This is a genomic window from Psychrobacter sp. BF1 (genome assembly GCF_019279065.1).
Classification (GTDB): domain Bacteria; phylum Pseudomonadota; class Gammaproteobacteria; order Pseudomonadales; family Moraxellaceae; genus Psychrobacter; species Psychrobacter urativorans.
In genome coordinates, this window is sequence record NZ_JAGYWV010000009.1 from 60,879 (window position 1) to 77,357 (window position 16,479).

15 protein-coding genes are annotated in these 16,479 nt (G+C 40.9%); 6 read left to right on the forward strand and 9 right to left on the reverse strand.

Translation table 11 applies throughout. The features are described 5' to 3' along the window. Window positions 1–29 precede the first annotated feature (29 nt). Window positions 30–959 carry a DUF2628 domain-containing protein gene (locus tag KZA12_RS10890; RefSeq protein ID WP_218690242.1) on the reverse strand — a complete coding sequence of 310 codons (930 nt, stop codon included), beginning with the start codon at window positions 957–959 and terminating at the stop codon, window positions 30–32. A gap of 213 nt (window positions 960–1,172) precedes the next feature. Between KZA12_RS10890 and trmB the strand changes: the two genes are divergently transcribed. The 3 genes from trmB (at window position 1,173) to KZA12_RS10905 (ending at window position 5,411) form a co-directional block, all read left to right on the forward strand. Beyond that, on the forward strand, window positions 1,173–1,994 hold the full coding sequence (trmB, locus tag KZA12_RS10895; protein WP_218690243.1) for a tRNA (guanosine(46)-N7)-methyltransferase TrmB: 822 nt from the start codon (window positions 1,173–1,175) through the stop codon (window positions 1,992–1,994). Window positions 1,995–3,282: 1,288 nt separating this feature from the next. Further along, the gene (gene recA, locus KZA12_RS10900) at window positions 3,283–4,341 is read left to right on the forward strand and encodes a recombinase RecA (RefSeq protein ID WP_201623521.1); all 1,059 of its coding nucleotides are present in this window, start codon (window positions 3,283–3,285) and stop codon (window positions 4,339–4,341) included. A gap of 47 nt (window positions 4,342–4,388) precedes the next feature. Then, window positions 4,389–5,411, forward strand: coding sequence for a regulatory protein RecX (locus KZA12_RS10905; RefSeq protein WP_218690244.1), 1,023 nt, complete (start codon window positions 4,389–4,391; stop codon window positions 5,409–5,411). Window positions 5,412–5,490: 79 nt separating this feature from the next. Here the strand turns inward: KZA12_RS10905 and KZA12_RS10910 are convergent, their stop codons facing one another. From KZA12_RS10910 to KZA12_RS10940, 7 genes are all read right to left on the reverse strand, one after another. Next, window positions 5,491–6,948, reverse strand: a complete 1,458-nt coding sequence (locus KZA12_RS10910) for an anion permease (protein ID WP_218690281.1) — start codon at window positions 6,946–6,948, stop codon at window positions 5,491–5,493. 257 nt (window positions 6,949–7,205) lie between these two features. After that, window positions 7,206–7,931 (reverse strand): YidB family protein, encoded by a 726-nt coding sequence (locus tag KZA12_RS10915; RefSeq protein WP_218690245.1) that lies wholly within the window; start codon window positions 7,929–7,931, stop codon window positions 7,206–7,208. Between the two features lie 238 nt (window positions 7,932–8,169). Then, on the reverse strand, window positions 8,170–8,616 hold the full coding sequence (locus KZA12_RS10920; protein ID WP_256932943.1) for a hypothetical protein: 447 nt from the start codon (window positions 8,614–8,616) through the stop codon (window positions 8,170–8,172). A 104-nt stretch (window positions 8,617–8,720) separates the two neighbouring features. Continuing rightward, window positions 8,721–9,023 carry a succinate dehydrogenase assembly factor 2 gene (locus KZA12_RS10925; protein ID WP_218690247.1) on the reverse strand — a complete coding sequence of 101 codons (303 nt, stop codon included), beginning with the start codon at window positions 9,021–9,023 and terminating at the stop codon, window positions 8,721–8,723. Between the two features lie 45 nt (window positions 9,024–9,068). After that, window positions 9,069–10,094 carry a dihydropteroate synthase gene (gene folP, locus KZA12_RS10930; RefSeq protein ID WP_218690248.1) on the reverse strand — a complete coding sequence of 342 codons (1,026 nt, stop codon included), beginning with the start codon at window positions 10,092–10,094 and terminating at the stop codon, window positions 9,069–9,071. A gap of 241 nt (window positions 10,095–10,335) precedes the next feature. Beyond that, a complete protein-coding gene (ftsH, locus tag KZA12_RS10935) occupies window positions 10,336–12,228 on the reverse strand; it encodes an ATP-dependent zinc metalloprotease FtsH (protein ID WP_320157834.1) in 1,893 nt (630 codons plus the stop codon). Window positions 12,229–12,502: 274 nt separating this feature from the next. Continuing rightward, window positions 12,503–13,135: an RlmE family RNA methyltransferase gene (locus KZA12_RS10940; RefSeq protein ID WP_201623515.1), complete on the reverse strand. Its 633-nt coding sequence runs from the start codon at window positions 13,133–13,135 to the stop codon at window positions 12,503–12,505. A gap of 430 nt (window positions 13,136–13,565) precedes the next feature. Here KZA12_RS10940 and KZA12_RS10945 point away from each other — a divergent pair, with 430 nt between their 5' ends. Then, complete coding sequence (locus KZA12_RS10945; RefSeq protein ID WP_201623514.1) at window positions 13,566–13,877, forward strand: YhbY family RNA-binding protein; 312 nt, start codon at window positions 13,566–13,568, stop codon at window positions 13,875–13,877. Between the two features lie 123 nt (window positions 13,878–14,000). Then, window positions 14,001–14,789, forward strand: a complete 789-nt coding sequence (locus KZA12_RS10950; protein WP_218690249.1) for a hypothetical protein — start codon at window positions 14,001–14,003, stop codon at window positions 14,787–14,789. Between the two features lie 132 nt (window positions 14,790–14,921). Here the strand turns inward: KZA12_RS10950 and KZA12_RS10955 are convergent, their stop codons facing one another. Continuing rightward, window positions 14,922–15,641 (reverse strand): CHAP domain-containing protein, encoded by a 720-nt coding sequence (locus tag KZA12_RS10955; protein WP_201623512.1) that lies wholly within the window; start codon window positions 15,639–15,641, stop codon window positions 14,922–14,924. Between the two features lie 259 nt (window positions 15,642–15,900). Between KZA12_RS10955 and KZA12_RS10960 the strand changes: the two genes are divergently transcribed. Further along, window positions 15,901–16,419, forward strand: a complete 519-nt coding sequence (locus KZA12_RS10960; RefSeq protein ID WP_201623511.1) for a hypothetical protein — start codon at window positions 15,901–15,903, stop codon at window positions 16,417–16,419. Window positions 16,420–16,479 lie beyond the last annotated feature (60 nt).

A 16,479-nucleotide genomic window follows, 5' to 3' on the forward strand; every position in this document is an offset into this window, starting at 1 on the left:
GGCAATGCTTAATACTTGATGCTTAAAGTTTAGTCATTAGCGCAGTATGGAGGTGCTTGTTTTTCATTGAGTGAGCTGGTGCAACGCCAGCTATCAGTGTCAGTATGGTGATAGAACATAAAGGTTTGATTATTAAGATGGCGTATAGGAAACCTGACCTGTTGGATAGTCCCAATAATGGCACAATCTGCTGAAGGCTGGCCCTCTACTTGGGTACTGAGACTTATACGTACTTGTGGATTATCACTATCTACTGGTAGCTCAGTTGGACAACGACCGGTTTGCTCATAAATAATGGCTACTCGATTTTGAGCGGTCTTGGTAATATCATAAGCATCGAACACTACTTCATTCTCTTTTGGCTTAGCAACAATAGGCAAGAACTGCACATAAATGACCATCATCGCAAAACCAAAGAAACCAAAACCTAAGCCAAGACCAAATAAACTCACCCCACCTTCACGTTTAAGGTGCGCTTTTTGTGCCGCTTCATCACGTGGGTTATCTTCAAGCGCATCAGCGATCTCACGACGCGCCATGCGGTAATAATACGCATCTGTCCATCGGGCCACCATAAATGACCAAAACAACCAAATAATAGCAGCAATACCGAAGCGTATAGGCATTTGGTAGACGTCAGCTATAAAAGACATAGCCACAAATTCAAAAGCAACCAATACAATAGCAATATTCAGCTGAATAAATGACCATCCCGCCACGCTATAAACTAGTGCATCCATATAGCGCTTACGATAAAGCAGCCAAGGAAAAGTAATAAAAAAAGCTGCCCAATGCCATTTGGGTGACAAATAGCCTTGTTGGTCAAACTCCGCAAAACGCTTGAGATAATAGTTTTGAGTACGCTGACCAATAAACCATTGATCCAGCTGTTTACGCTTAGTAGCTGTGAGCTTTGGTTGATAAAATGGTGGTGGCGAATCGGTCTCGATAAATAACATGACAGTAGACTCTTCTGTTGGTTATTAAAATAGGGCTAATGAGGTTTTTAACTATTTTTTGACATCAGTATTTTTATAAAAACCTCTGTCATTATAGGGCAACTTATAATGGCTTACGTTGCTTATAAGCAAAAGTGTGATATACATTCACAGTAGAAACTATTTCGCCTATAATGTGCTTATATTTTTCTCTTATTAAGTGCCACTAATCTTATGAGTCAACATCCTCACCCTGATAAACCTACTGACGACCAAGCTGATAATTTTACAGATATTATTAGTGAGGATTCAGTAGTAGCTTCTGAAGATAAGGAAGCTGCTAACAGCAAGCATATGCGTATCGTTAATACTTTTATGAAACGTCGTACTCATATGAATAAGAATGCTGAGCAAGCTCTGACTGCTCCAGAATTTGCCCAATACTTAGTCAACAATAGCTATGGCGATGGTGATTTAGACAACATTCATGATCTACGCATACTGTTCGCTGATACGGTCAACGGCAGTGCAGCGCCTCTCACCCTAGAGATTGGCTTTGGCCTTGGTGATTCGCTCATTGAGATGGCAGCTGCTGAGCCTACGCGTAATTTCGTTGGCGTGGAAGTACATGAGCCAGGTATTGGCAAATGTGCTTATATGGCGGGTACGCAGAATTTAACCAATATAAAAATTATCAATGGCGATGCTATCCAGCTGCTCAAACAACTTCCGGAAAATCATATCGATCGTATTCAATTATACTTTCCTGATCCATGGCAAAAAAAGCGCCATTATAAACGTCGTTTTGTCAGCCCAGAGCGCATGGCTATTGTTACCCGCAGCCTGAAACAAGGCGGCTGGTTCCACACTGCCACTGATTGGGAACATTATGCGTTTTGGATGATTGAGGTGCTAGATGATTTTAACGGGCTAACCAATCAGGCCGGTAAAGGCAAGTTTACTAGTCGCCCCGACTTTCGTCCGATGACTAAATTTGAGCGTCGTGGATTGCAGAGTGGTCATGGGGTTTGGGATCTTATTTATACTAAAGACTAAACCTGTGACCAGCTGATAACGACTACTGTATCCATAAACATAGCGACTGCTTAGACAGTCGCTTTTTTAGGTCTGCTGATAAATAGTTGATAGCTCAGTTTAGATAGACTAGGGTTTTTTGCTTGTCCCTCTACAGGATGATTTTTCTCAGTGCTCAGTCGGCTAATTTAATTAGTTATTATTTTTATCTGAGCTGCTGTTTTATGCTATCAGCCGTCAGCTAGTTATAATCAGCCCTCTACAGATAACCGTAGCTGATGTGAAACCTCGCTGTTATTAGTGACTTTAGTAGTAGTTATTAGCAGCAGTTAGCCCTTTTTAGCTCTAATCTATAAGCGCCAGTGGTTTTGCCATCTGCGCAAACAGTGACAGCATAAGGGTTTGCTGAGTTCTCCCCAGAAGCTGTGGATAACCCTGTGGATAACTCACTACTTGACAGCGATCTGAGTTGATAGCTTAAAGGATAAGGTAAAATTGGTTACTTTTTATACAATTTATAATTTCAATAAAATCAATAGCTTATACATAATTTAAATAGATATAAAATTATTTTAGATTATTTTTAATTAAGTTATTAATAATATCTATGTTTCACAGCTTAAGAACTAATATCAATTATTTTATAGTCCTGAGTCAATTAAATATTGACAACGGCATCCAATAATGTTGCAAATTTATTGAATCGTTAATAGCTAATAGGTGAACCATTTAATGATACAAATCACACTGAAGCCTAAACTATTCTCAACAGCATTAAATTATAGACTATGAATAATAAGGCCTACTGCTTATTTATAGCATCTTTCGTCTAATAAGTAACCTTAATTAACTACTAAAATATTAAAAATTTACGCGACAATGATTGTCGCTTAGCGTCTAGGGTCACTAAATAAAAGCCTTGGATTTTGCTATAATTACCTCATCTAATAAACAGGTGGCCGTAACAGCAAACGTCTAACCCTGTTCTATAATGTCTGGGCAAAGCCTGACTATTATTGACTTTTTATCGTTGATATTTCCTGTATAGTAAGATGATATGTCACTCATATCATCTTGCACTGTTTGTTTCACTCTCAATGCTATACCTTTGGTATGACCTTAATGGTTGTATGATTTAACGCTAGCAATTATAGCAAGGTAAGCCCTATTTACTAATAAAACGACTTACTGGCTATTAAGATAGTTTACTTATTAGGTGATGCTAAGTATCAGTCACTAACTGCTAGCTGAGATGGTTTTATATTTAAATTATCTGTTAATAATATTTGTTGATAACAAGGAGTCCATTATGGACGAGAACAAAGCTAAAGCACTTAAAGCAGCATTAGGTCAAATCGAAAAGCAATTTGGCAAAAATACTATTATGCATCTGGGTGACGATTCAGCCGCTATGGATGTTGATGTAGTCTCAACAGGCTCGCTTGGATTAGATATTGCTCTCGGTATTGGCGGTCTCCCTAAAGGTCGTATTATTGAGATTTATGGTCCTGAAAGCTCAGGTAAAACCACTATGACCTTACAAGCAATCGCCCAGTGCCAAAAGCAAGGCGGTACTTGTGCCTTTATTGATGCTGAGCATGCTCTAGATCCAGTCTATGCACGCAAACTTGGTATCAACACTGACGACTTATTGATCTCTCAGCCTGATAATGGCGAACAAGCGCTTGAAATCACTGATATGCTGGTACGATCAGGTGCAGTCGATATGATCGTTATTGACTCAGTAGCTGCTTTGACGCCACGTGCTGAAATCGAAGGTGAGATGGGTGATTCACATATGGGCTTACAAGCACGTTTGATGAGTCAAGCCCTACGTAAAATTACTGGTAATGCCAAACGCTCTAACTGTATGGTAGTGTTTATTAACCAAATCCGTATGAAAATCGGGGTAATGTTTGGTAGCCCAGAGACGACTACTGGCGGTAACGCTCTAAAGTTTTACGCTTCTGTACGCATGGATATTCGCCGTATTGGTGCAGTCAAAAATGGTGATGAAATCATCGGTAACCAGACTCGTGTCAAAGTCATCAAAAACAAAATGGCTCCGCCTTTTCGTCAAGCAGAGTTCGAAATTACTTATGGTGAAGGTACTAACCATTTAGCAGAAGTAATCGACTTAGGCGTTGAAATCGGTGCCGTAGGTAAAGCGGGCTCTTGGTATAGCTATGGCGATGAAAAAATTGGTCAAGGTAAAGCCAATTCAGTCATCTATCTCAAAGAAAACCCTGCTATTGCTGAAGAAATTGAAGCCAAAATCCGTGCCGAAAAACTAGGCCCAGTTGATGATGGTAAACCAGCAAAAGTTGAAGAAGCTGATGAAGAACTAGCAGCAGAACCAATACAATAGCAGCTGCTTGCTTAGGCGCTGTGATATAACTCGCGTGATTAACTATTATGCAGATTAAAACCTTAGCCGAAATACTAGCTGAGTCGTCAGGCGACTCGGCTAGTTCTACTGTATCTGAACGTAAGCAAAATAAAAAATCTAAAGCTTACTATTCAAACGATAAACAGCCAATCGCGTCTAGCTCTAGCGTAGACGACGCACTCTTCAGCCAAACTCTTTACCCAAAGTCTGCTATCGGCTCTTCAGTTCAAGCTGCTAAATCCAACTCCAATAATAAGAAAAAAAAGAAAAAAACTTTTCATCCCGCCTCAGACTTTATTGCTGAACCTAATGACGCCCCTATCTATCAGCCGCCTGCGGCACAAAGTATCAAGCAGATGCTCGCAGAAATAAAGCAAGATGGCCACCTTAGTCAAAACCAGGCTGTCGATAGTAACAATGACAGCAGTAGCGAAACCATTCATTCAACAGATAATCTTCCCTCTGCTTTAAAGGCCTATCTACGCACGCCTGAGCAAAAACAAGCTGAGTTAGATGCTATCAAAGCTGAGAGTCGCTTACGTTGGCTGGCTTTTTATTACTTGTCTCGCCGTGAGTATGGACGAGCTGAGCTCAAGCAAAAGCTACTCGACAAGGAGCAAGACCCAGATAGCATTGATACCTTACTAGATGAGTTTGCACAAAAAGGCTATCAAAGCGATTATCGTACGACTTTGATGCTGATTCGTGAAAGCATTCGTAAGGGTCGTGGCCGTGGCCATATTAGACAAGAATTTTATAAAAAAAATATCGATATGCCCAGTAATATTGATGAGCTTATTGACATGGCTAATACTGATTCTGAGGAGTTTAGCGAGTTCGTTGATGAAGATGAGGACAGCTTAGTTGAGGGGGTTGATTGGCTCAAACTAGCAGTGACTGCCCGTACCAAAAAATATGGCGACCATATTCCTACTGAACAAAAAGAAAAAGCTAAACAACTACGTTTTTTACAATATCGCGGTTTTAATGGTGATGTTTGCTTTCAAGCGCTCAACTATACTCTAGATACTTTAGATGAGCGCTTTTAGCAGTAGAGACTTAAGCTTACTTAGGAGCTTCTGCGAATTTTTAGCGATAACTCACATCTGATATCAATTGAGGGTGAAATTAATAATAGCCCAAGAACTTCCACCATAGTAGACCTGCGCCAATCCAAATCACTAAGTTCACTACACTCATTACTGCGCCAACTCCCCACCATTCTCCAAGTGTCACATAACCTGAGTTAAAAATAACTGGCGCCGTACCAGTTGCATAATGGGTTAGGGTCATCATAATATTACCAGCTGCTGCCAGAATTAGCGCATACAGCATCGGTGGCGCACCTAAGCTCAGTCCAACCGCATAGAAAGCTGCGAAGAGAGCAGTGATGTGCGCCGTAGTACTTGCAAAGAGGTAGTGAATATAAAGATATACTAAAGTTAGAATCACTACTGCTCCGATCCAACCTAAGCCCGTCATCGCGATCATAGCTTGAATATTTTCTGAAAACCAACTGATTAGCCCTAGTTTATTTAGGTATGAGGCCATCATAATCAAGGCACCGAACCAAATAATAGTATCCCAAGCCGATTTCTCTTGGAGTATATCGTCCCAAGTCAGCACCCCAGTCAGTATCAAAGTGGAGAGGCCAATAAACGCTGTAGTGGTAGCGTCGACGCTATATTGCTCACCTAAGAGTAACGCCGGTATATTGGCCCATAATATAAGCATTAGCGCAAACACCCCAAGCATGATCTTCTCTTGAGTACTTACCTGCCCCATCTCCCGCAAATTGTCTTTTGCAAAATTCTTAGCATCAGGGGTTTGTTTAACTTCGGGAGGATAAATAAGATAAATAACTATTGGCATCAATATCAAACACAACATACCTGGTATAAACATCGCCACTGCCCATGTAGTCCATGACAGCTGAATATCACCACCAGTAGCTTTATTGACTAAGTCAACGACTAAAGGGTTGGGAGCGGTTGCAGTAATAAACATCCCTGAAGTGATAGGGTTAGCGTGATAATTGACCATCGCTAAGTAACTACCGATCTTTTTTTGACTGCCCTCCTCAGGAGTCGAGTGAAAACTTTGCGCAATAGACTTCATAATCGGATGAATAATACCCCCACCTCGTGCAGTATTAGAGGGGGTAATAGGGGCAATCATTAATTCAGCTGCGGTTAGTGAATAAGCCACGCCGATAGTTTTTTTACCAAAAATAGAGATAAAGTAATAAGCAATACGCCGCCCTAGACCAGTTTTTATCAAGCCTCGTGAGATCATAACTGCTATCCCAATCAACCAAATCAGTGGGCTTGAATAGCTAGATAAGGCATCGGCAATAGCTTCTTTTGGACTTTCATTAGTAACACCGGTAAGCGCTACTAAAGTTACAGCGATAATAGCAATAGCCCCAATTGGTAAGGCTTTACCGATAATAGCCACAATAGTTCCAATAAATAGCGCTAACATATGCCAAGCTTCAGGGGTCACGCCAGTAGGTATAGGAATGATAAACCAAATAATTAAAGCCACTAAAATAGCAATGGCACTAGGTATGGGCTTAAACGGCATCATCTACTCTCTTCTCTAATTTATTGATCTAATAGGCTTGATATATAACACTGGGTGTTACTAACTTATAATTAAAGCACAGTTAAACTGTGAAGTAACCATCAACTAACTATATAGATGACATATAACCACTATATGAGTGCTGCTTTATCATAGACAATAAAAAAGAGCACGCTATTTAGCGTACTCTTTAGCTATCTATAAACTCACTTTTATAATAATTTATTTATCTATTCATAATCAATAGCATAAAACTACTATTTTAAGCTACCTAAGCGGCTAGATAGTTGGTTGATAATTTGATCAATCTCTTGGTTGGCTTCAGATTCGTGATCTAAGTTACCGTTAGGAGTCAGCTGATTCATTACTTCAGGTAATAGTTCCGCTAAACCTTGACGGACTTCGCTATCATTAGCTCCTGTATGCGCAGCTACTTGCTGAATCTCATTTTCATCAAATAAGCGACTGACTTCGTTGGGATCAAGATTGTCATTTTGTTGGTTATTACTCATCCAAGACTTAGCTTGGCTCTCATAGCCCATACCCATTATTTTAGATAATGCGCCACTCAAGCCACCATTACGTTGTACCCAGCTGAGTACCATAGGCATTAAAGCAGCTACCAGCATGCCTTTGCCACCGAAGCCACTGCGGCGTTGTCCACCACCTAGCACACTGCCTAAAATATCGCCTAAGCCGCCTGAACCTGAACTCATACCGCCACGTTGGTTACCGCCCATCAGCCCACCTAAGCCGCCTATAATATCATCCAGACCAAAACCATTGTCTTGCTGACGCTCATACTGCTGCGGATTGTAGTCTCGTGGCTGATGGCTACCGCCAGTCAATACGCTACCCAATATATCCCCTAGTCCACCAGTACGGCGTGGCGCACTTTGTTGATTAACGGGATTGCGCTGAGCGTCTTGTGGGTCTAAAGCACTACGGGCAACTTGTGAAACTAAATTTCCTAATAAACTCATGGTATCATCCTTTTATTATTGAGATATTGGTTTGGCCAAATAACGATTAGTAACTTTCATGTCAGCATCCCTATCAAAGAGATAGGGAATAGCTATTCAAGTAAGATAGCAGATATCAATAACTATCTAGATAGGCATTTTGTTATAGGCTGTAGCACTTAGATAACCAACCATAAAAATTTAGTTATCGTTTAACACAGCGCTTTTAATCGGCACATTTAATTCCTGTATCCCACTCTCAAGTGTGCACATAGGTAACCGTAGCTAGTATATTTAGCTGTTGCCACTGCTCCTTACTCATCTGGTCACGATATACTGTCACTGCCCAAGGTTTACGATAAGGTTCAACCAGCTGGAAACTAAAATGAATAATAGCCTGATAACGATATACTTTTACTAGATCAGCTTGCCATAACTTATCACCATGGCCGGTACGCATTAGCAGTTGCCAGCCTTGATTAAGCGGTTGACTTAGGGGTGGCTGACTTAAGTGCAGCAAGATTGGTCGCGATAAAGCCAAATAACTTCCTACCAGCGCAGTTACAGTTATTAGTAACCCATATTGCCAAAGCGATAAATTAGCCGACCAAGCTAATAGTATTAGTACGCTAGTCAATGCCACATATAGCAGCAGCCTTAAATAACTACTAGTACCGATAGCTGTGTCAATGCGTAGCGAAGTCATAAGTATCATATCCTTAGGCTTATACCTTAGCTAATGACGTCATAAAAATTCTGCATTAGCTGGCTCTATAACTGCTAGCAATTATTTTATAGTAGTCATCGCTATCATAACCCTTTGCCGTGGCGCCATGTTTTGATCTTGTTTACTAGTGCCCATACCGCTTTATCTTCTGGTTGGCTCTGATTGGTAAAATAATCTAATAAATCCGGATCTTCATAAGTAAGCATCTCCGCAAAGGTCAGCTGCTCAGCAGGAGTCGCTAGTAGATAAAGCTCTTTAATATAAGGGTCGATATAAAAATCCAACTCTTTGAGTCCGCGGCGTGCTTGATAAATAATACGGCGCTGCTCAGTAGTTGCTTCCGGCTGTTGCGCTGGTTTATTAATCCCTGAATCGATAGTGCTCATAGAATATGCTCTGTATATTATAAAAGTTGAAATAGGCCATCGAAACTACATCTTGCTACTAGTGTTGGTGTTGATGCTGCTGCTGCTGCTGCTGCTGCTGCTGCTGCTGCTGCTGCTGCTGCTGACATTGATACTATTACTGCTATTTGTACTAGTACTAGCACTTTTGTTATTGTTATCAATATCATAAGCCACTAGCTGTTGCCATAAGGCTACTGCTTGCTGCATCATGGCGACATTATGAGTACGGATGATGCTAGCCCCTTGTTGTAATGCTAATAATCCTGCCGCAGTGCTCGCAGCATCACGTTGTACGGCTTGCGTATCTGCCACCGTTGCCACCCCGCTTTTTTGTAGCACTTCTGCCAAAAAACGCTTACGAGAAATGCCGAATATGATTGGCAACTCAAGCGATTGTAAGCGGTGCAATTGGGTTAATAGCGCACAATGATGCTCATAATTCTTAGCAAAGCCAAAGCCTGGATCAATGATTATCTTATCATGCTTGACGCCAGCAGCAGTAACTTGCTCTATACGAGCAATCAGCTCAGCACTCACTTCAGTTATAACATCCTCATAGTGTGCCAAGTCGTTCATAGTCGTCGGTTCACCGCGCATATGCATTAGCATAATAGGTATATCCAGCTGCACTGCCATGGCTGCTGCACCTGGACGTTTTAGCGCGCGCACATCATTCCAAATATCTGCTCCTGCTGCAACAGCGGCTTCTATTACCGCAGGATTGCTAGTATCGATAGACAGCCATATATCATCACCGCACTGCTTACGAATGGCTTTCACTACTGGTATAACTCGATTAATCTCTTCAGTAGTGCCGATGATTTCAGCATTGGGCCGAGTAGACTCACCACCAATATCGATAATAGTTGCCCCTGCTCGTATCATTTCTTGACAGTGGCTAACGGCCTCGTCAACGCCATTAAACCGACCACCGTCTGAAAAGGAATCAGGAGTCACATTTAATATGGCCATAATATGAGGCTGGGATAAGTCTAGCACTTTATGACGACTAGTTATTTTATATGCTGGTAAAGGCTGAAATAATGACATGAGCCATCCAATAGTAGAAATATTTATAGGTAAGGTAACAAATCTTACTTATCATAGCAGTAAAATAACCTTAGGAGTAAGTAGCGCTTACTAGCGATTCTTTATCGTTGGTAACGCTTCCTATTCATCAGCCTTAGTACTAAACTCATTATTAAGCGCAAATTTGCACAAAAAAAAGCCCTTTACTAGAAAGGGCTTCTTACCATAATACTCAATCAACTTATAAAGCTAACAGCCTACTCTACATCGCTGGTAATGGCGGTGGTGTAACAGTAGTAGTCGTATGATCTTTCGAGAGATTGACTTCATTATGTTGATAAACTCTTGGTGCACGTGGTGCTTCACCAGCTAAGATATCTTGTAATTGATCCCGATCGATAGTTTCCCACTTCATTAAAGCATCTACCATAGCATGCATCTTATCTTGGTTGGCTTCGATTAGCTCACGAGCGATATCATACTGCTCTTCTAACATCCGGCGCACTTCATCATCTACTTTTTGCTGAGTAGCTTCTGAAATAGAGCGTCCACCGCCACCAAAGTAGCCTTGCGAATTATCATCATCTTCGTAGACCATGATGCCTAACGCATCAGACATACCGTATTTAGTGACCATCGCTCGTGCCATTTTAGTAGCACGCTCAAAGTCATTAGAAGCGCCCGTTGACATCTGATTAATAAACACTTCTTCTGCAATCCGACCACCGAACAAGATAGCGATATCACTGAGCATTTTTGACTTATAAAGACTAGTTTGGTCATGCTCAGGCAGCTGCCAAGTTACCCCAAGGGCAAAGCCACGTGGCATGATAGTGACTTTATGTACAGGATCAGTGCCTGGTAAAAGTTCAGCGACTAACGCATGGCCTGACTCATGATAAGCAGTAGCACGACGCTCTTCTTCACGGATGACCATAGACTTACGCTCAGGACCCATGTATAGCTTATCTTTAGCGTCTTCAAAGTCATTCATATCTACACTGCGTTTGCTGCGACGAGCGGCAAATAATGCAGCTTCGTTCACTAAGTTGGCAAGCTGTGCACCAGTGAATCCAGGAGTACCACGAGCCAGTGAATTGGCATCGACCCCAGTAGTGTTAGGCAGCTTACGCAAATGCACTTTTAAAATTTGCTCACGACCTTTAATGTCTGGCAAGCCTACTTGTACTTGACGGTCAAAACGGCCTGGACGTAATAAAGCTTTATCGAGTACATCGGCACGGTTAGTTGCCGCAATAACGATAACGCCTTCATTACCTTCAAAACCATCCATCTCAACTAGTAATTGGTTAAGCGTCTGCTCACGTTCATCATTACCACCGCCCATGCCGGAACCACGATGGCGACCTACTGCATCAATCTCATCGATAAAGATGATACATGGCGCACTTTTCTTGGCCTGTTCAAACATATCACGGACACGAGAAGCACCAACACCGACGAACATCTCCACAAAATCAGACCCTGAAATTGAGAAGAATGGTACTTTAGCCTCACCTGCAATGGCTCGCGCTAACAGTGTTTTACCAGTACCCGGTGGACCTACCATCAAAATACCACGTGGAATAGTAGCACCAAGTTTAGTAAATTTGTCAGGATCACGTAAGAACTCAACTACTTCAACGACTTCTTCTTTGGCTTCTTCACAACCAGCCACATCGTCGAAGTTTACTTTGATCTGGTCTTCAGTAAGCATTTTAGCTTTCGATTTACCGAAGCTCATCGGACCGCCACCTTTCCCGCCAGCGCCACCTTGCATATTACGCATAAAGAATAAAAAGAGGCCGATAATCAACAGGATTGGGAAGCTGGCAATTAACAACTGCATTAAGACACTTTGACGCTTAGGTGCCGTACCTTCAATATTTACTTTGTTTTCACGCAGTAGCGGTAGTAGCTGTTCATCAGCTACAGCAGGGCGAATGGTCTCAAAAGTTGAACCATTTTTCTTCTCGCCAGTGATTTGCTCGCCGTCAATTTCAATGCTAGCTACCTGATTTTCGGACACTGCGGTCACGAATTCAGAGTAGTTTAGGCTATCAGGCTCAGTAGATTTATCAAAGCCGCTGAATACCAGCACCAAAACGCCGATTATCACCAGCCACAATAAGGTATTTTTTACCATGTCGCTCACTAGTTTTCCCATCCCTTACTTATTGGTGTGTCAACTTGACACGTGACGCCTATAAACTTAATCGTTTATTATCAGACGACTTTGCTTAAAATAAATACTAGAAACAAAGTTAATATAGCATTATATGTGGATTTAACTCTTATTATTCAATACATAGGTTGAGTTTATTGAGTTAACAATTGTAGCAGTTTCTATCTGCTTTAAAGGAGCTTACCGATGATTTATCATAGGTTATCAACTTATCATAACCTATTGAATAGCCTGAATATATAAATTATTTTATAGCTATCCAAAACACCTCTTTTGAGCGCGGGCGTGATGCATCAGGTTTAATCGTACGCACTTTACTAAAATCAATCTGCATCTTTTTACGTAGCTCTTGTGTTCCAGAACCTTGGAATACTTTCATGATCAACGCCCCACCCTCTGGCAATGTGGCCAAAGCAAAATCTACTGCCAGCTCGCATAAGTAAATCATTCGTGGCTGATCAATAGCACTATTGCCTGCAGTATTAGGGGCCATATCTGACAACACTACATCTACTGACCTGTCGCCGACCTCAGCCATAATACTGTCAAAAACTGCTGCTTCGCGAAAATCCCCTTGAATAAAGGTAACATCTGCCAAGGCATCCATGGCTAAAATATCAGAAGCTATTAATGTTCCTTTTTCTCCAACCAATTTGCTGGCTACTTGTGACCAACTACCCGGAGCACTTCCTAAATCAACTACGGTCATACCTTTACTAATAAGATTAGTCTTGTCATTGATCTCAATGAGTTTATAAGCGGCACGTGCACGATAGCCATCTTGTTGGGCTTTTTTCACATAATGATCATCAATATGTTCTTTTATCCAAGCGCGGCTACTTTTGGTTAGCTTTTTATTATCGATACGCGTGGCCAAAATAATTACTCCTATTGCTATGACTATCAATTATGCTTATTGACTATGATTATTAAGTATTACTCAGCCGCTCATGACTATAGCCATGAGCAATTATTACGGATATACGGGTTTATAATTTTTAAATAAACAGTTTTTACAGCGTTACTTGATTAAGAAACTTAGCCATTAAGCTTATTTGTTTAAATTCACTATTAAGCTTAGTCATTAACCGAAACCAACCCTCTAAATAGAAGGTGATAACCATCATTTAACTGCTTTATTGTTCAGTAGCGTCTATAATGAGCTAAAGCATCCAGTTTAACATCTTCATTCGCTAAAATCGTGCACAATTCTACAGTTTCCGTGCAAGATGAGTATAAGTTATTTATAATAGTCATCAGCCTACGATGGTCATTACCTTTTTATTTTATTAACGCTTAGGAATTATATGCAACTCGACAACGCTACAATCAAACGCCTAAAAGGTATCGGTCATGAGCTAAAACCCATAGTTATGATTGGTAATAACGGCGTTACCCCAGCTATCACCGAAGAAATTAATCGTGCTCTAAACGATCACGAGCTCATTAAAGTCAAATTGCCTGCTGGTAGTAAGGCTGAACGCGACTTAGTTTGCACTGAACTTGCTGTTGCTGCCAAAGCCCAACTGATTCACACTATTGGACGCATGGCTTTATTACTACGTCAAAACCCAAATGCCAATCCAAAGCTTTCAAATTTGGCGCGTCACGCAGAATAACTATAATAAGCTAAAATTGCTTATTGTAAGAGTGATAACTATAAAGGCCGCGAGTAATAGCTACCGCGGCCTTTGTTTTATATTTTTTACTACAAATAGCAACTGCTACTGTGAATCAACATTATGAGTCAACTCTTTCAGCTACAGCTGGCTACTGAAAATTTAGCCGCAAATGCAGAGCAACTTGGGGTATCTGTATCGCAACTGTTAGCAATTCAAGTTACTGTGAGCGCCACTCTTATGCCACAGTCAACGCTTCAGCTCTATCTGAACTATAAAATACAACTGCCTAGCCAGTATTTAGCAGATCAGTTAAATTGGCCAAAATGGCAGCAGCAGCAAGTTAAGTTTACTGACTATTTATGGGAGCAGACTTGTCTTGAGTGCTTTATAGCTAGCCAGCTAAAGCCAGTTGCTAATGCTACAACTACAATAGAATATCCGACTGGTTATATTGAAATTAATGCCAGTCCAAGTGGCAGTTATGCTGTTTATGAATTTAATAGCTATCGCCAGCCCAGCTCTTTACCTCCTAACCCTTTGTTACAGCCCAATGGCGAGCATAGGGTGGATATCAATTGGCCTATTTATCCCACAAGCCAATCAAAGCGGTCCATTCAATCGCTGCTAAAATCTGATTCGAACATCAACATTGAGTCCAGTATTGTCAGCCACCCTTTTACTAGCAATGGTAATACTGATCATGCCTATGAATGTGGTTTCTCTGTTGACTTAGATCAGCTTACGATGACTACTACCAAGGCCGACGAAATGAGCTTGAATCACAATATTGGTTTACTACATCCTTGTGTAATTTTAAGCTTCGATAAGGTTGTTTTATACTTCGCCCCTAGGCACGCAACTCCACCCGATTTCCATCAACGCCAATACTGGACAGCATTCAATCAATAACCGCTGTATGCAATCCTAAATAGCCTTTAATAACCAACATAAGCAGCAGATGCAAAAAAACTCAGCGATGCTTTAAATAGCATTGCTGAGTTTTTTGAGCATTATAAGTCTATAGCCGTCTTAAGCGATCTGTTATTCAGCCATTGCTAGGTAGATACCACGGTTTGATGCATCATCCATATATTGTGAATCGCGCCATGTTGTGTAGCTATAGGCATCACTATAAGGGCTGATACTACTCTGACGGAAGTCCGATACCCAACCATTACCATCAAAGATCTGGATATGTCCGTGCGGATGCTTTGAGGAGCGATCATAAACAACAACGTCGCCTACTTGTGATTGCGAACTATTACTAATTTTAGTAAAACCTGCATTGCTAAGGGTACCACGACTAGCGTATTGATAAGCTGAAGGATTAGGTGTGAAGTCATAGCCAGCCATCTGTAAGGCTTGACGAACATAGCGAGCACAGTATCCAGTACTTCTAGATACAGCCACTCTTGAAGCATGAGCGGCAGCAATAGCAGGAGCTGAGTTACTATTCAATACAGAGCCTGATTGCTGTTGTCTTTCATAAGATAGGCGGTTAGTTAGTGAGGCTAGTTTATATTCTTTTTGTTTGGCCTGAGCACTAAGATTATCTATCGCTTGACTGATTTCATCATTGCTAGAGACATAAGCACCACTGTTAGAACTATAAATATTTTTTGTGGAACCATAATTTTTGGAAATGGTGCTATTGGTAATATGAGTCAAGGTATTATTAGGTTGAAAGGTTATTTCAGCAGCACCACTAGTTTGTGCTATGCCCATTCCCAATACTGATAATATTAATAAAGCTCGTTTCATAAATTTACTACCTATTGTTAATACAAGATTGCTCGTCATCCGTGACGAAACATCAATTAATTTAGAGGATATAATTATCAAATAAACATGATAAAATCCTGTTTAAAGCAGCTAACCTTTAGTCTTCAGTGGAGCGTTGGCAGTATTACCGATGCATTAGACCACCTCTCAAAGCGCTTGCGATCAATCTTATCTATGTTAGTAATTAACTCAATGGTTTTGTCTATCGCTTTATTCACCTATCAGATGAGTTATCACGATGCCAAAAAAACAGCCTAATCAGCTTGCTCAACTTATTGATCATCAAACCTTTGCTGGTAGCGCGCTACCCCAAACCCTTGCTGACAATATGCGTCTCTATGTAGAAGCGACTAATGAGATTAAAAAGCTTCTAGTAGACTGTCTACCAGATGAAATACTTGCTAGTTGCTGGGTAGTAGGGTTAAGCACTGAACAAATAACTCTCAGCGTAACTTCAACTACTGCAGCCAATCACATCCGTTATTTACAAAAATCTTATCTACAGCTTTTAACGGAGCAGTCTTTAACATTTCAACAACTCAAGCATATCCGTGTCGTGGTAGTTAATAAAACTAATGATAACTATCACTCTCCACAACCATCTGTACTAACAACGACTTCATCAAAACAACCTAAAGCTAGTACATATCGGGCTCTAAGCCAAAATACAAAAAGGACTATATCACAGGCTGCTGAGCATGTCACCACAGATAAAAAGCTTAAAAATGCCCTTATGCGACTGTTAAATGATGAATAATAGCCAAGTTACACTGTAATTCTATGTAAATATAACTAAAAAAAAGCTGACTAAAGCGGC

Bases quoted from the DNA above. Each gene is read 5' to 3' on its own strand.
- KZA12_RS10915 (WP_218690245.1), bottom strand. From the start codon at position 7,931: ATGAGTTTATTAGGAAATTTAGTTTCACAAGTTGCCCGTAGTGCTTTA.
- folP (WP_218690248.1), bottom strand. From the start codon at position 10,094: ATGTCATTATTTCAGCCTTTACCAGCATATAAAATAACTAGTCGTCAT.
- KZA12_RS10925 (WP_218690247.1), bottom strand. From the start codon at position 9,023: ATGAGCACTATCGATTCAGGGATTAATAAACCAGCGCAACAGCCGGAA.
- recA (WP_201623521.1), top strand. From the start codon at position 3,283: ATGGACGAGAACAAAGCTAAAGCACTTAAAGCAGCATTAGGTCAAATC.
- KZA12_RS10905 (WP_218690244.1), top strand. From the start codon at position 4,389: ATGCAGATTAAAACCTTAGCCGAAATACTAGCTGAGTCGTCAGGCGAC.
- trmB (WP_218690243.1), top strand. From the start codon at position 1,173: ATGAGTCAACATCCTCACCCTGATAAACCTACTGACGACCAAGCTGAT.
- KZA12_RS10890 (WP_218690242.1), bottom strand. From the start codon at position 959: ATGTTATTTATCGAGACCGATTCGCCACCACCATTTTATCAACCAAAG.
- KZA12_RS10950 (WP_218690249.1), top strand. From the start codon at position 14,001: ATGAGTCAACTCTTTCAGCTACAGCTGGCTACTGAAAATTTAGCCGCA.
- KZA12_RS10960 (WP_201623511.1), top strand. From the start codon at position 15,901: ATGCCAAAAAAACAGCCTAATCAGCTTGCTCAACTTATTGATCATCAA.
- KZA12_RS10955 (WP_201623512.1), bottom strand. From the start codon at position 15,641: ATGAAACGAGCTTTATTAATATTATCAGTATTGGGAATGGGCATAGCA.
- KZA12_RS10910 (WP_218690281.1), bottom strand. From the start codon at position 6,948: ATGCCGTTTAAGCCCATACCTAGTGCCATTGCTATTTTAGTGGCTTTA.
- KZA12_RS10945 (WP_201623514.1), top strand. From the start codon at position 13,566: ATGCAACTCGACAACGCTACAATCAAACGCCTAAAAGGTATCGGTCAT.
- KZA12_RS10920 (WP_256932943.1), bottom strand. From the start codon at position 8,616: ATGACTTCGCTACGCATTGACACAGCTATCGGTACTAGTAGTTATTTA.